15 protein-coding genes and 1 pseudogene are annotated in these 15210 nt (G+C 52.0%); 8 read left to right on the forward strand and 8 right to left on the reverse strand.

Annotated features, from left to right (window positions below; translation table 11 throughout):
- Window positions 1-402: pseudogene (locus FD28_RS03505) on the reverse strand (hypothetical protein); the annotation flags it as partial.
- A gap of 172 nt (window positions 403-574) precedes the next feature.
- Window positions 575-850: a hypothetical protein gene (locus tag FD28_RS03510; RefSeq protein ID WP_057732643.1), complete on the reverse strand. Its 276-nt coding sequence runs from the start codon at window positions 848-850 to the stop codon at window positions 575-577.
- A gap of 263 nt (window positions 851-1113) precedes the next feature.
- Here FD28_RS03510 and FD28_RS03515 point away from each other — a divergent pair, with 263 nt between their 5' ends.
- A complete protein-coding gene (locus tag FD28_RS03515) occupies window positions 1114-1641 on the forward strand; it encodes a GNAT family N-acetyltransferase (protein WP_057732645.1) in 528 nt (175 codons plus the stop codon).
- Between the two features lie 2 nt (window positions 1642-1643).
- Here the strand turns inward: FD28_RS03515 and FD28_RS03520 are convergent, their stop codons facing one another.
- Complete coding sequence (locus tag FD28_RS03520) at window positions 1644-2147, reverse strand: DUF3278 domain-containing protein (RefSeq protein WP_057732648.1); 504 nt, start codon at window positions 2145-2147, stop codon at window positions 1644-1646.
- Window positions 2148-2410: 263 nt separating this feature from the next.
- Between FD28_RS03520 and FD28_RS03525 the strand changes: the two genes are divergently transcribed.
- A complete protein-coding gene (locus FD28_RS03525) occupies window positions 2411-2647 on the forward strand; it encodes a hypothetical protein (RefSeq protein ID WP_057732649.1) in 237 nt (78 codons plus the stop codon).
- 182 nt (window positions 2648-2829) lie between these two features.
- On the opposite strand, the gene FD28_RS03530 is transcribed toward FD28_RS03525, so the two are convergent.
- Window positions 2830-3822, reverse strand: coding sequence for a serine hydrolase (locus tag FD28_RS03530; protein WP_057732652.1), 993 nt, complete (start codon window positions 3820-3822; stop codon window positions 2830-2832).
- 299 nt (window positions 3823-4121) lie between these two features.
- Between FD28_RS03530 and FD28_RS03535 the strand changes: the two genes are divergently transcribed.
- Both FD28_RS03535 and FD28_RS03540 read left to right on the forward strand, forming a co-directional pair.
- Window positions 4122-5306: a cation:proton antiporter gene (locus FD28_RS03535; protein ID WP_057732655.1), complete on the forward strand. Its 1185-nt coding sequence runs from the start codon at window positions 4122-4124 to the stop codon at window positions 5304-5306.
- 127 nt (window positions 5307-5433) lie between these two features.
- Window positions 5434-5895, forward strand: a complete 462-nt coding sequence (locus FD28_RS03540) for a hypothetical protein (protein WP_057732657.1) — start codon at window positions 5434-5436, stop codon at window positions 5893-5895.
- 89 nt (window positions 5896-5984) lie between these two features.
- On the opposite strand, the gene FD28_RS03545 is transcribed toward FD28_RS03540, so the two are convergent.
- The 4 genes from FD28_RS03545 to helD all read right to left on the reverse strand — a co-directional run bounded on the left by FD28_RS03545 (window position 5985) and on the right by helD (window position 9803).
- Complete coding sequence (locus FD28_RS03545; protein ID WP_057732659.1) at window positions 5985-6386, reverse strand: type II toxin-antitoxin system HicB family antitoxin; 402 nt, start codon at window positions 6384-6386, stop codon at window positions 5985-5987.
- Window positions 6387-6421: 35 nt separating this feature from the next.
- Window positions 6422-6613 carry a type II toxin-antitoxin system HicA family toxin gene (locus tag FD28_RS03550; RefSeq protein ID WP_057732661.1) on the reverse strand — a complete coding sequence of 64 codons (192 nt, stop codon included), beginning with the start codon at window positions 6611-6613 and terminating at the stop codon, window positions 6422-6424.
- 92 nt (window positions 6614-6705) lie between these two features.
- On the reverse strand, window positions 6706-7302 hold the full coding sequence (locus FD28_RS03555; protein WP_057732663.1) for an SdpI family protein: 597 nt from the start codon (window positions 7300-7302) through the stop codon (window positions 6706-6708).
- Between the two features lie 194 nt (window positions 7303-7496).
- Window positions 7497-9803 carry an RNA polymerase recycling motor HelD gene (gene helD, locus FD28_RS03560; protein WP_057732666.1) on the reverse strand — a complete coding sequence of 769 codons (2307 nt, stop codon included), beginning with the start codon at window positions 9801-9803 and terminating at the stop codon, window positions 7497-7499.
- 895 nt (window positions 9804-10698) lie between these two features.
- On the opposite strand from helD, the gene trpS reads away from it, so the two are divergent.
- From trpS to FD28_RS03580, 4 genes are read left to right on the forward strand one after another with little or no spacing between them, the layout of a single operon-like run.
- Entirely contained in the window at window positions 10699-11718 is a 1020-nt protein-coding gene (trpS, locus tag FD28_RS03565; protein ID WP_057732668.1) for a tryptophan--tRNA ligase, read from the forward strand.
- A 20-nt stretch (window positions 11719-11738) separates the two neighbouring features.
- A complete protein-coding gene (locus FD28_RS03570; protein WP_057732670.1) occupies window positions 11739-12659 on the forward strand; it encodes a Ppx/GppA family phosphatase in 921 nt (306 codons plus the stop codon).
- Between the two features lie 12 nt (window positions 12660-12671).
- Complete coding sequence (locus FD28_RS03575; protein WP_057732672.1) at window positions 12672-13934, forward strand: hydroxymethylglutaryl-CoA reductase, degradative; 1263 nt, start codon at window positions 12672-12674, stop codon at window positions 13932-13934.
- 12 nt (window positions 13935-13946) lie between these two features.
- The gene (locus tag FD28_RS03580; protein WP_057732673.1) at window positions 13947-14912 is read left to right on the forward strand and encodes a hypothetical protein; all 966 of its coding nucleotides are present in this window, start codon (window positions 13947-13949) and stop codon (window positions 14910-14912) included.
- Window positions 14913-15210 lie beyond the last annotated feature (298 nt).

Here is a 15210-nt window from a genome sequence, read left to right on the forward strand (position 1 = left end):
CTCAGGCCTTTCGTGATAAGGGCTGAGGGCTATTTTCGTACTTTCAACCTTTAGTTCACCCAGGTTAGCTTGCGAGAGATAGTTCTGATCGGAAATGTGGTCAAGAATTTTGGTGAGTGCCTTTAATCCAATGATGAGCGACCAGACGGTGATGATAATGCCAATGGACATGATCATGGCATAGGGCCAATTGGGAAAACTGTTGATGGCCGTTGCCGTGACCTGATGCTGACTGGGAAGTGACAGGAAAGTTTGACTGTTTAAAATAGTCTGAGCGGTGTTATTGTGAACGGCATGAATGATGAATATTAGCGGTGTCAAAAAAAGAAAATAACCGATCGCAATTCCCAGATAGCCGAGAACAATGATCGTGTTGAGCCCGAACTTTAAGCTTTTGGTCATGGCGACTCCCCCCTAAGGTATGAACTTGGGGCTATTGTAGAGCGGTGTTTATTCCGAGACAAGAATCGTGATGCTGATTAGTCATTAATTTATTAACTACTTGGATAAATTTCCGAAATAAAACCGATGGGGTCCGTAATCTGGCGGACGCCATCGGTTCAATAGTAACCACTTATAAGATTGCGGCTAGCATAAGCGCGGCTAACCCTGCCTGTAAGACAAAGATCGAAATTGCCTCGAATTCGCGGTACAGTTTTGCCAAGCAGATGCCGCTCAGCGTCACCAAGGCCGAGACCATGAAAATTATGGCCAGTAGTGACCAAAGAATGGTCAGCACCTGGTCTGGCACCTTGACAATGGTGCAAACGCCAACGGCTAACAACGCGTAAAAATCAAAGAGTCCAATTCGAAATAATCCCTGCAGTGTGGGATGCAATAGTTTAGTCACTTTCCCCGACTTCTTCCCTGGTAAAATAGTGATAGGTGATAAAAAATAGCGTCAATAATTAAATTGCCATTAGAAAATCATCTATCAATGAAATTATATCGTTTTTTTTATAGTTAATCAATACAACTTTTACCGGTGTGTGATCAAGGAAACGCCAACCGTTAGTGATGATAAAAATCATCGAAATTCATTATGCTGATAATGAGAATATGATTAGTTGCTGAACCCTGGTATACTGGGTAAAACTTAAGGAGATGGTCAATGTGACCGTAACGTTAGCGCCGTTAACTACGGAGAATGCCCCAGCCTTTTGGCAATTAGCCTTCAGTGATCCCAAGGCACAGTGGCTTCAGTGGAACGGCCCCTATTTTCACGACCGACTTCCTGATCGCGAGACTTTTTTGACCGAGATCGCGCCACAAAAATTTATTGGCAATTCCTCGCGCCAGGTGATTTGGGAGGGCGATCGGATGGTTGGCATCGTGTCTTACGATTACGAGGATGGGGCGCTACAGCGGTGGTTAGACTTTGGCATTGTCATTTATCAGCCAACCAACTGGCAACGGGGGCTGGGGAAACAAGCCCTGACGTTGTGGATCGACTGGCTGTGGCAGCACACGGATTTACCCCACATTGGCCTGACAACCTGGTCGGGGAACGTCCGCATGTGTCGATTGGCCGAAAGCCTGGGATTGAAGCAGGAGGCGCGGGTGCGTCAGGTACGCTACTGGCAGGGGCAATATTGGGATTCGGTGAAGTACGGGTGCTTGCGCGACGAGTGGCAAGGCTAGCGTCAGTTGCGATGGCGTAGGTCGGTAGCCAGCGTGACGGCGCCGGTGGCGATCCCCACAAACAGGGCAGCCAGTAGAATGCGGCGGTTCTCAACGGCTTCAATAAGGGAGCCATCGGTGATTTGGACGAAGACCATGAACACCCAGAAGAAGACCGTCTGACTCAGCCCCTGTCGAATGGCAAATAAGACGATACCGCGGTTAGTCGTGGGAACCTCGCGCAAATCCTTCACGCCCATGAGAACCAGGGATTGCTTAACGTAGAGCCCGCCCAAAACGATGAAGGCGACCACGAAGTTGGCCATGATGGCGATTCTAAAAAGTTGCGCGCTGGAAACCCATGAAGACAAGCCTGCAAAAATAAAGCTGGAAATGAGCACGTAGAAATAGAGAGAGGTGAACGCGTTGGCACCTACCTGGTTGGCTTCTTGCGACTGTTCTGGCGTTAGGTCTTGGTGTACGCGAAAGAGGTGCTTGACCCAGCACATGTAAGGACTGTCTTTCATGGTAAATTCCTCCCGAAAAAAGCATGTGATCGTTGTTGGGATCGATCATAGGGCCTAAGCAAGGCGTCGTTCAACTGGAACGATTAGCTGGGACGATGACCTGACGAACGGTGCGTCTGCTGACGCGGGGAAGACCAACTCAGTTTCGACACGCAGGCGGTGACGGTCCGTGGTGTTCCGGTCTTGACCAACTTTGGTGGTGGTTGTGAGAAGCTTAGCGTAAGCGTATCCTAGATGGTGGAATCGGGGAAAGAGGGGGAAATGTGAGACGTTATTTTTGGTATGGCATCACGCTGATTGCCTGGATCGTAGCCATTGTGATCTTTGCGGGAGCTTACGCGCATCATCAGCTGTTACAATTGGCACCGATCTTTGCGTACAATCGTCCCCAAGGGGTGTTTGGCTGGACCCTCGCCATTGCGGTGGTGTTCACGTTTGTCAGTATCGGGGCCCACAATCGGTGGGTTTATCAACGGCGTTATCGACAACATAAGCCGTAATAAAAAAACGTTCGTCAGAGTCCGACAGATCGGTTGGTCTTTGACGAACGTTTTTTATTTGAGAATCAGTTAAATGGGTTCTGAACCCTGGTTGATTGGAAAGTCAGCGGCGCTCAGCCTTGGCGCAGATTGGAAACGAAAAAGGAGCCCAGGAATTTTCACCCCAGACTCATTCCGTTTAGTTATTTGTTGAGCCCCTTCACAATCGCCGGATTGTAGACGAGTTTTTGCACGTGGGTGGTGATCTTAGCCATCCGCGGGAAGCCGCTGAAGCCACTCTGCTCGTGGCCGTGGGTCATGATGACCAGAATGTAGCGCTCGCCGTTGGGCAAGGTGACGATGGCGGCATCGTTATTGGTGTCAGCCAGGAACCCCACCTTGTCGGCCACCACGGTTCCCTTCTGAGCGGCTGTGGCGCCGGCCGGAATTCCCGTGCGGTAGACCTGCTGTTTCATGAGGGCCAGTAATTTTTGCTGATCCTTCGCGTGACGGAAAGGCCCCTGTTGGTTAGCGAGATCCTTTAACACCAGCGTCAGACTATGAGCCGTTGTGACGGCGGTCTCACCGCTGACAAACGCCGGTGAATAGTAGTGCTGACTCGCTAAGAAGTCATCTAAGGCGACGGGGCCATATGTATCCAGCGTGTCCTCGGAAAAATCATTGGCACTGTTGACGATCATGCGGTGGAAGCCGTCCTCATCGGTTGGCGTCCAGGTATAAAGTCCGGCCGCATGCTGATGGAAGAGATAGGCCGCAATGTAGAGCTTGTAGGTGCTGGCGGAGACCTCCGGGGTGTGGGCGTTCGCTGATGTGGCGAGGGCACCCGACTTGTAAAAGTGGCGGGCCATCTTGGACTTCGCTGCGGGACTCCCCGCGACCGGGTCGAGATTGTAAAAGCTGACACTCGTGGTGCCATCGGCTGTGATCTTCTTAAAATAGTGATGAAGGTTGTGTTTGACGTGGCGCTGTTGCTGCGCAACCTGTTTGGCGGTGGCCGGGTGCGTGGTGTCGGCCTTGTCTAGCGTGGCGCGGTTGCGGTGGGCCTGTACCGTTAAGAAGCTGGTCAAGACAAGGAAGAAAATCAGCAGGCCAGTCAAAAAGTGGTGATTGCGGACAAGCTTAATCAGCCGGCTAATGTGGATCTTGTGCCGCGGTGGCCGGTAGGAATGTTTCATCTGAAGCATCTCACTTCGATTTTAGATTTACGTTCGTTAAGTTAGCAAGCCAGGCTGGTCACTTGGCTTGATTTTTGTAAGCGTAGTCAAATTGTAACACTAATTGTTATGGCATAGTACCAAGTTTAGGCCAATTGATTAACATAGGTGATATTTATTGGTGGTGGATCGGCCTTTCGCTCGGGAAAATAAATTTAGCGGGGGCGTTTAAACACGAAATCCCGTTAATTCCACCTTTTGTGTTGCCGGTAAGTGGCGTATGATAGAGCATAATTAAATTTTAATGAGGAGGGATGAGCGTGGCATTTTTAGGAACACTGTGTTTAATTTTGGTGCTGACCACGCTGGCCGGCAACTTTGCTAACCGAGTTGGGGTCCCCGCCGTGATTGGTGAGCTACTGATTGGGATTTTGATTGGTCCGGCACTGTTGAACTGGGTTCAGCTCAATAGTCTGGTGAATCTGTTTGCCGATATTGGGGTGGTTATTCTGATGTTTCTGGGGGGGTTGGAGAGTAATCTTGAGCTTCTCATGAAGTACCTGCGACCGGCGATTGTTGTGGCCACTTTGGGCGTGATCTTTCCGATTGCCTTGATGGGGGCCGCGTCTTGGTGGTGGGGTTTCAGTGCCCTGGAATCCCTGTTTATTGGCGTGATTTTTTCAGCAACGTCGGTGTCGATCTCCGTGGCGGTGCTAAAGGAATTTCACGCGCTATCCACGCGCGAGGGGGCGACCATCCTCGGGGCGGCAGTGGCCGACGACATCATGGGCGTGGTGCTATTGTCCCTGATGATCAGCCTGCTAGCGAGTCAGGGCATCAAAGCCGCCGGCAGTCAGCCCAACCTGGCCGTGGTATTGATTGAGCAAGTGGCCTTCTTCGGGGGGACTTACATCCTCGTCAAGTGGGTGGCGCCTTACCTGATGCACCTGAGTGAGCGCCTAGTCATGGCTTCCAGCGTGACCATCATGTCGATGGTCATCTGCCTAGGCATGGCCTGGTTAGCCGATATCGTGGGGCTGAGTGGGGCAATCGGCGCCTTCTTTGCGGGAATCGCCGTGGCCCACACCCCGTATCGGGCGGTGCTGGCCGATCACGTGGAGCCACTGGGGAATGCCATCTTTATCCCCGTCTTTTTCGTCAGTGTCGGGCTAAATATGACGCTTAACCACATGGCGGAAAACGTCGGGATCATCGTGATTCTGACGATTCTGGCTTGCCTAACCAAGTTGCTGGGCTGCGGACTGGGCGCGCGTCTGTGCGGCTTCTCCTGGACTAGCAGTAGCGTGATTGGCACGGGGATGATTGCCCGTGGTGAGATGGGCCTGATTACCGCCCAGATTGGCCATCAAGCCGGGCTGTTGGGAAACGCCAGCTACTCGGCCATGATTCTGGTGATCGTTTTGGCCACGGTGCTGGCCCCGTTACTGTTGAAGCAGACGTTAAAACGCATGCCCAAGGCGGCTGCGGTGGCAACGACGGAGTAGGATTTACTGTCTTACCGTGCGTCCCAAAGACGTCGGGATAACCCAAAATCAGCTTGCTTTCTGCGAAGAGGGCGCGTATGGTCAAATAGACTTATTGGAACATCGGCATTTAGAGGAGGAGACATCCATGGCAAAACCATACTTTTTAATCGGACTGGCGGCCCTATCCCTAGGATTAGCGGCGACCGATCTCACGTCGGCCCAAGCTGCCACTTGGCACAGTGGGACGCCCAAGGCCTTACGGCACACCTGGTTCCATAATGGCAAGGGTGATAACAAGGCTTATATTACATACAGCAAGACCAAGAGCACGGGGAATCTCTTTGGCCTTGACGCAGCCAGCAAACGCTATTACCGCTTACCCGGATATGGCCTGAAGAAGTTACGGTATCAGGCTTTAGGCCACGGCGTTTATCGGCTATCCGGTATTCAGTATTCGCCGAAGGGCAGCCGCGTTCAGTTCGACGGTCAGCGCATGACCTACAAGATTAAATTGCAAAAGAAAAAGCTGCACTTCTACAAGGGGTACGCCAACTATGGGCGGAAAGCCACATTCCCTGTGATGAAGACGCCGGCTAATCTGAAATAGTGCACACGAAGAAATCCCATGACAACGCATACGGACATGAAGTCCGGAACGGGTGTCGTGGGATTTTTTTAGGAAAATTGTGGTTGGCTCTAGGCTTTTTCTAACTCACGTTTGAGCGCCTGGGTTAATACGGCACTAAAGTTAATGCCCCGTTCGCTGGCTTCACGCGCGAGGTCGGCTGGAATGGTCGTGTTCTTCTTGACGAGGGGCTTGGTCACCGTTTTGGCTGCCTTAATTAAATCGACCGCGACCAACTGAACCCGATCGTGGGGATAAGCCTGCTGAACCTTTTCCGCTGAAGAAGGCGTTGGCAACGCTGCTTCGTCGTAGAGCATTAGACCGAGGACTTCTTCGGCGTTGACCAGGGCATCGCCGAGCGTGTCGGCTTGACTGATGGCACTGGGAATGTCAGGGAAAATGATGGTAAAGGTCTGGGTTTCGATATCCTGAATGAACACAGCAGGATAAACAACAATTTTAGTTTTAGACATGCTTTCACCTCGTGGGTTAGGATGAGTTAAGGGGGTTATTTCCAACCAGCCTGTAATTTGATAAAGCGATAGGTTGTGGGGCTAATGGTGTCTTTAACGCGGGCATAAGGGACGGACACCTTGTGCCCATGACCATCTTCAAAGCGATGATGATCACCCTTAACACGTGTTTCAACAAAGCCTTCTTTGGCGAGTCGATCAAGAATATCTTTCGCTATAATTTTCAAGATGGCCTCCTGATTGTTTTGATAATACGCCCTAATGCGTATAAAGGCAATTTGTTTGCTGCGGCGATTCCTGAAAGGTGACTGTCCCTAACTCACGGCTGTGCCAAATGGTGTGCGTAGGCGATCGTCGCACCAGAGAGGACGATGACGCCAATGATCAGAGACATCAGGAACCACTTTGCCTGAAAGGCGCCAACTAGGAGGCTCACAATGCCAATAATCAGAAGTAATCGAGCGCCTAAGATATTGGTCTTTTCCCAGATCTCAGTGGAGTTCTTCGTCCAGGGTAAGCGAATGCCATAGGCGCCGTTGGGGCGAATGTAGGGCATCGGGACGCCTAGCAAGGAGAACAGGATTCCTAACCCAGCCTGTGAATTATCGAGGTAGGCCGTGTCTAGTGCCTGAGGGGCAAACAGAAGAATGAGCACGTAGAGACTGAATAGGACGTTCAAATCGAGCGCGATTTGACGCACTTTAACCGCTTCAAGGTGGGGAGTGAGTCGTCGGGGAATGTAAAGCACCACCACATCGGCCACCGAAAACAAGATCAGGGTTCGCAGGGTACGTAGGGGTTGAATGGAGCCGAACGATACCCGAAGAACTTGCGCCAACCAGCACAAAATGAGGAGGAAACCGTTGGCAAATTTAAAATCCGTTAACTTGGTTTGAAAATACTTGGGTAATAGCATGGCGTTCACTCCCGGTCGCAGTTTGTTGTGGTGACCAGAGTAAGCCATAGGAAAGGAATATCACAATCAAAACTAGTGACTTCGTTAAGTGTTGGGGCTGAACCGAAACGGTCGGTTGTGGGGGTAATAAAAACGGCATCACCCCGTTATCTGGGGCGATGCCGTTTCATTTTATTTATGGAGTCAAAGTCAACTTAGCTTTGAAATTCGTGTTCAATCGTCAAGTCCGCCTGGGGAATCTTTTCCGACGCGATCAGTGGCGAGACGGCCCCGATGCTGAGCAGGGTCAGGTGGTGCATGGCCCGTGATGCAATCGTATAGAGGGTTCCCGTCAACTGCGTGTTCGGGTAGTTTTCCGCCGAAACGTTGTACGCAATGACGCTATCAAATTCCAACCCCTTGGCCAGATAAATCGGAAGCACCACGATGCCCTTAGGCAAGGAGCGGTCGGTATCAGTCAGGCGGGTCAGATCGAATTGGGCGTGGAGCGCCTGATAGACGTGCTTGGCCTCGGCCGAGCTCTTGGTGAGAATCGCCACGGTCCCGTTTGTGGCGAGTTCCGTTGTCAGCTCACTGGCGAGGGCCTTGATTGCCGAAGTCTCGTCGTAACGGATCACCACGCGGGGGAGATCGCCCGGTCGGTTAAAGGCCTCAATTTTGTCGCCGTCGGGAAGGAGCGCCTTGGCAAACGTGGTAATCGGGTACGTGGAGCGGTACGAGCGCCGCAACGTAATCAACCGAGAGCGCTTGACGTTCAAGGCGGCATCTAATTTCTTCAAAATAGATTCTGGTGACTCCACTGCCTTGAAGAGGGCCTGTTCGCTGTCGCCCAGCAGGGTCAGCTTGGCGCGTGGAAAGGCGTGTTGGAGGTAGATGAGCTGTGCCATCGAGTAGTCCTGCATTTCGTCAACGAAGAGGTGTTGCATCCGGTGGTTCGCACCGCCCCCAATTAAGATGTCCCGCAGGTAAAGCAGGGGCGCCGCGTCCGTTAATGCCAGCCGATGGAACTCAATGTCGTGCTGGTAGGTGTCGATAACGCCTTGCCAGTCCGTGGCCGTGACGTTGTCGGGTAGAGGACAGCTCTTGAGGAAGTCCGTGTACTGGCTGTAGGTGTCCAGAAAGTAACCGTTGTAAATGGCGTCATCTACCGAGCGCAGGCGTTTACGCACAATCTGGCGGGCGATGAAGTCAATCTCGTCATCGAGTTGTTCAAACTCACCCAGGTGGTTGGCCCCTAACCATTTATGGTAGTCTTCATCGTTAAGCTGGTCGATTTCGTCGTGAACCCAGTCGGCCTGGGCTTCCTCGGCGACCCGGTGTTTCAAGCGCTTTTCGAGGGCATTCTTGGTCCGTAGAAAACGGTCGGCGGGTGCGGCCGCAGTCGGGAATTGCGCGTAAATATCACGAATCTCTTCCTTACTGAAGAAGATCCGCCCGTCAAACCGAATGTCGGTGAATTTCAGTGCATCGGCGGAACAATTTTGACAGTAGTTGCGAACGGCCGTCATCATGGCGGCACTTTCACGAAAGTCGCGGAGTTGGTGGTTCACGGGCTGCTGTTGATCAGCCTCGTAGCGTTCAAATTGAGTTTGAACGTTAAGACCTTGGAACCGTTGCGTGAGAAATTCCGCGAGCGTCACCTGCCGCATGTTCCGTTCCCCCAGGCTGGGGAGAACATCGCTGATGTAGTGACTGAATAGCCGGTTGGGCGAGAAGAGGACAATCTGATCGGCCTCAAGGTCGCGGCGACTGTGGTAGAGGAGAAAGGCAATCCGTTGGAGAATCGCCGAGGTCTTACCAGAACCAGCCACCCCTTGGACCACGAGCAGATCACTCTTGGTATCACGAATGATATCGTTTTGCTCCCGCTGAATGGTGGCCACGATATTTTGCATGGTCGCATCGTTCTGTTCGCCCAGGGCGTGCTGGAGCATCTCGTCCCCCACGGTTTCATTGGTATCGAACATGTTTTCAATGTGCCCATTTTGAATGAGAAATTGGCGTTTCTTAAGCAGATCCGTTTCTTGATCGCCGGCTGGTGTGCTGTAGGCCACCTTGCCCAGGACCCCGTTGTAATAGATACTAGAAATGGGGGCCCGCCAGTCGTAGACCAGGAAGTTCTGGTCTTCGTCTACGAATGAGGCCGTCCCAATATAGAGGGATTCCGGTGTCGTTTCGTCCGGGTCCTGAATATCAATCCGCCCGAAATAGGGAGATTTTTGCAATTCTTTGAAGGTATTGATTTGATCTTGAATAATGTTTTGATTTTCAGTTAGCCGGGAGACCAATGCCCGTTGCTGTTGGAGTTCGGCACTGGTTTCGATTCGGTCATCGACTTCGAACCAGTTGACGGATGTGTTTTCACTGTAATTCTTCAACACGTTGCGCAATTCCTGATGCGCAGCGGTATAGTCGGCAGTGGTCTTCTCGATCCGCTCGCCAATCTGGTCAGCCACGCGGTCAACGCGCTGTTGTTCCTGTGCTTGTTCGCTGGTGGTCAAAATGACCGCCTCCTTTGGATAGGCTAAATTGCTTAACAAGTCTAGTCATTTTTAGCCCTGGTGTCAATCAAAGTGGCCGATAATGTGGGGACTGAAAGTTGAATGCTGGCTAGTATTCGTGCCATTAAATTTGTCTAAATTGGGCGCACTCCGGCTGCCAGGGATTCCGCCTGCTGTGGGGACGCTTCAGCCTGGAGAACCGCCAGTCTTCTCGCTCGATTTGGCGCCACGAAGAACACCTGTCTCCAAAGTCGCCCGTGCTGTAAACTGGCTGAAAAACGCCAGTTAACACCACTTTCACGGCTGGCTCCATCCCTGGCCGCCTCCGGCGCTGAGTGTGTTTTACCACGAAAATAGCTGTAAGCGACGACTGCCTGACCTTTCGGAGTTCAACTAATCACGACCGTTCCAGTCCCATATCTGCCGACCGGTAAGGCGAAGGCGAAACACCGGGTTGCCAGTTTTGAGCCCACTATTTGACGTTAGAACAGGCATGGCCTGCATTTGGAGCGAGCTGGGAGGACCTTAATCTGGGTCAGATGTGATAGCAAAATACCGGACAGTGCCAGGCCGAAAAAGTCCGGGCCGGCGTAGGGGTTATCATAAAAATCTTTGTTCAACAAGACAGTTTACTTTCCCATTGAAAACCTCTAAAATAGGGACATGGATATGCGATTAAAGTAGGCCAATATCAGAGAGAAACTGCCCGTGCTGAAACGGTTTCGGTGCCCAAATGGGTCGCGTACAAACAATCAATCGATAATCAATTATCGCGGGGTCCCGTTAACGACAAAAGTGGTGGTCATAGTGATCACAATTTAGGTGGTACCGCGCAGTTAGCGTCCTATTGGAGTTTTGCTCCAATGGGGCGCTTTTTCAGAAAGGAAGAACATTAATGACTAAAAAGCACGTTATATTAACAGGTGACCGACCAACTGGTAAATTACACATTGGACATTACGTGGGTTCACTGAAGAACCGCGTTGCCCTGCAAAACACGGGAGATTATGACACCTACATCATGATCGCTGACATGCAAGCGCTGACCGACAATGCCCGTGATCCCGAAAAGATTCGCCACAGCCTGTTACAAGTAGCGTTGGATTACTTAGCCGTGGGAATCGATCCCGCTAAGTCAACGATTCTGGTGCAATCCCAGATTCCGGCACTCAACGAACTTACCATGGCTTACCTAAATCTGGTCAGCGTTTCACGTTTGAACCGGAACCCAACGGTTAAGTCAGAAATCAAACAGAAGGCCTTTGGTGAAAGTGTGCCCGCTGGTTTCTTCATTTATCCAGTTAGTCAAGCGGCCGACATTACGGCATTTAAGGCGGACACGGTGCCCGTGGGTGAAGACCAGGAACCGATGCTCGAACAGACCCGTGAGATTGTGCGGAGCTTTAACAGCATCTATCAACAAGAAATTTTGGTGGAACCAGAAGGCTACTTCCCACCTAAGGGACAAGGCCGGATTCCAGGCCTCGATGGCAACGCTAAGATGAGCAAGTCCCTGGACAACGCCATCTACTTGGGCGATAGCGCCGATGATGTTCAGAAGAAAGTTATGTCGATGTACACCGATCCAGAACACATTCACATTGAAGATCCAGGCCACATTGAAGGCAATACCGTCTTCACTTACCTTGATATTTTCGCCGATGATACAGACCACGTTGCAGAATTGAAAGCACAATACCAGCATGGTGGGCTCGGTGATGTTAAAATTAAGCGGTATTTGAACGAAGTCCTTCAGGCCAAGCTCCAACCGATTCGCGAACGTCGCGAACAGTACGCTGCCAACGAGGATGCCGTTTACGATATCTTAAAGCAAGGTAGTGAGAAAGCCAATCAGGTGGCTGCCCAAACGTTACGTGAAGTTCGGCACGCCATCGGGATCGACTACTTCGGATAAACTGAAACGGGGGAGCATCTATGCAAAACTTAGCCATTGTTGATCTGGGATCGAATTCGGTGCGGATGGCCGTCAATGAACTCCATGATGACGGCACCTACCGTGAGGTCAATCGTGTCAAGGTTGACAGCCGTCTATCGGAGGGCATGGGCCCTGAGAAGATTCTCCAACCGAAGGCGATGGATCGGACCATCAATGCCCTCAAATCGTTTCGACCGTACTACGAGCAGTTGCCTAATCTCGTGGTGCGAGGCATTGCGACGGCGGCCGTGCGCCAGGCCCGTAACCGCGATGAATTTTTAAAACGGGTGGCCTTGGCAACGGACATTGATCTGGAGGTCCTTTCGGGTGACCAGGAGGCGTATTACGACTATCTGGGTGCGGTGAATCGACTGAAAGTGAAGGATTGTCTTCTGCTCGATACCGGTGGTGCGAGCTGTGAATTGGTTCACGTCAAGGATGGCCGCGATGCCAACCTGATCAGTGTGCCGTTTGGCGCCGTTAACCTGTCTGAACAGTTCAGGCTAGATGACCGGGTTCGTGCGGTTGACCTATTCTCCGCGCAAGTCTTTTTGCGTGAGCGCCTCCGCGATATTTGGTGGCTAAATGATGCTAAGCATTTACCCTTAGTTCTACTGGGCGGGGCCAACCGTACGCTGGCACGGATGAACCGGCAACAGCAGAAGATTCTACACGTGGAGAATATCCACGGTTATCGGCTAACCACCGAACAAGTCATGAAGACCTTCGAGCGCCTGCTACGGGTACCGTTGGCCGAGCGTAAACGTATCTCCGGCCTGGAACTAGACCGCGCCGATATTATTATTGGTGGGATGTTACCATTGGTAACGCTTCTACAGATGTTGGACTCCGATCGGGTCGTTTTCTCCGAGAGTGGGGTCCGCGAAGGCATTATTTCCGAATATCTCAGTCAACGCTAGGGGGAATGTCTTATGGCCCAAACACCATTTTACCGGCTGCCCTATGGGGACCGGCGCGACTTGTTGGCTCAGCAGAGTCATTTAACGGTACAGCAATTGGCTAAAATTGCCGCCAGACAACGGGATGCCGATGCTGATTTGATTGAAAATTACCTGACGACTTACGGTCTCCCTGAAGGGGTGGCCGTCAATCTTCAGGTTAATGGCCAAACCATTGCGGTGCCGATGGTCACGGAAGAACCTTCCGTGATTGCCGCTGCCAGTAACGGTGGCCGACTGTTAACCAGTGCGCAGGGCATTACGACGACCGTTGAGCGACGGGAAGTCATGGGCCAAATCGTGTTGAGTCACGTTCCTGATCGCACGGGCGTCAAGGCGTGGTTGACGGCGCATCAGGATGAAATCCTGAAGGTCGCCAATGAAGTGCATCCCTCTTTACTGGGACATGGTGGCGGTGCGCGGTCACTGCGGATTCGCTGCATTCCGCCGCACTGGATGTCGCTGGATTTGTTCATCGATGTCGGCGAGGCCATGGGGGCTAATCTGGTCAATACCATTTGTGAGGCGGTCGCCAATTATTTGAAGGAACATCTGACGGTTAACGTCCTGATGAGTATCTTAAGTAATTACGCCACGCACAGTTTGGTTACCGCCGATGTTGCGGTGCCAGTTGACCAATTGGCCACCAAAACGGTGGATGGTTTGACGGTCGCACAACGCATCTGTGATGCCAGCGACTTTGCCGAACACGATCCGTATCGGGCCGTAACCCACAATAAGGGCATTATGAACGGCGTCGATGCCGTGGTACTCGCGATGGGCAATGATTGGCGGGCCGTGGAAAGCGGTGCGCATGCCTATGCGAGTCGGCACGGGAGCTATCAGAGCTTGAGTCACTGGTGGTTGACGGGGGAAACGCTCCATGGTGAGCTGACCCTGCCGCTCGCGCTCGGTTTTGTGGGCGGGGCGACCCGAGTCTTTCCACTGGTCGTCATCAACCAACAGATTGCCCAGATTACGTCTGCACGTGACCTGATGGGGGTAACGGCGGCGGTAGGCTTGGCGCAAAATTTAGCGGCGCTGCGTGCACTGGTGACAGACGGCATTCAGCACGGCCACATGCGATTACAATTAAAATCACTCGCGCTGTCCGTCGGTGCCACACCGGGAGAAGTTCCGGCGGTGGTTGGCCGACTCAGCGGTGAGACGCAACCAACGACGGCCCAGGCGAAAGCAGCCCTGGCGGCCGTTCGTGAGGCAAATTTAAAGAAATAGGTGACAGATGACATGAAAGCAAAAGACGTGCAACTTAACGAGGCGGTCCAGGGACTTTTGAACCAGGTCAACGCCATTTATCCCGGTAAAGTCGAAGTCCAATTCATTGGTGAACTTCAAGCCGGCTACGTGCGGCATGACCAAGCCCAACAGATGCAAATGGGTAAGGACATCGCCATTCAGGTCGCGGATTTGACGGCACCAAACTATACGGCTTCGCACGAATTACTACATTTGTTGATGATCCTTTCCGGTTTTCCACAGGTCTTCTTCTCATTGACCACGGGGCAACCCAAGTTGGATGAACAACTGATGATCATGGGCACGGAGCTCTACGATATCGTGAGTCACTTTGTCGTGGTCAGTGAGCAACAAAAGCACGGGCTGATCACGCCTGAAATCAAGGATCTCTACCTGGCCGGGGTCAAAGCAACCATCAAGCCCGAACCAGATCCCGTCGATGATGAAATGACGTTGCGGACACTGACCTTGCTGGACGCGTTGGTCTTCTTTGGCCAAGACGATGAGAAGGTCATGGCTGACTTTGAAAAGAACTACCCGATTAGTTTAGCGGCCGCTAAGAAACTGTATGCGGTGATTACGGCCAAGCCCGTGGATTCACCATTTACACTTCGGCGGAACGTGGTGAAGTTGTTCAAGGCCTTTGACGAACAGTTGGAAGCCTGGAACTTACCAGGTCTGCACAACACGGAATTCACCACTTTAACGAGTGTGATGTCTAAACGCCAGCTTGGCTTGAAAGTTAAGCAAGTGTTTGAACTGTACCACTCCGACATGCACGAAAAGACCACACAGCGCCGGGCGTACGTGGGTTTCAACCGGACAGACGAGCAAAACGGCTTCGTTCTGCCATCACCAGCGCCTAAGGATGACACGCCGGATTACTTCACCAAGCTTTACGATATGACAGTTAAAGAGCTTTTCGATCAACTCAAGATGCCTTACATTTTGCGGTAAAGCTTGCACCGGCAGTTGCCTTTTCGGTTGGTTCTGTGGTGGACGAAACGGTACCGACATAGTTGCGTGCTGCTAGTGTTAGTTGTTCGAGGTGCGTGTATATTTGCCAAATGGCAAGGCTCCCCTCAAGTGATTGACAATAATTTATGTAGCCGTGAGTGAGCCCAATTTGAGCTCAGCCGTGGGATTTTCCAAGTGGGTTGCTTGGAAAATGGCGACTTTGAGACGATGTTTTTTTCGGCTCAAAGCGAGGTTCGAGACCGCTCTGTGGCTCGGACCGTCCTGCCCACCGCGTTCC

This window comes from Levilactobacillus hammesii DSM 16381 (assembly GCF_001434395.1).
Lineage (GTDB): Bacteria > Bacillota > Bacilli > Lactobacillales > Lactobacillaceae > Levilactobacillus > Levilactobacillus hammesii.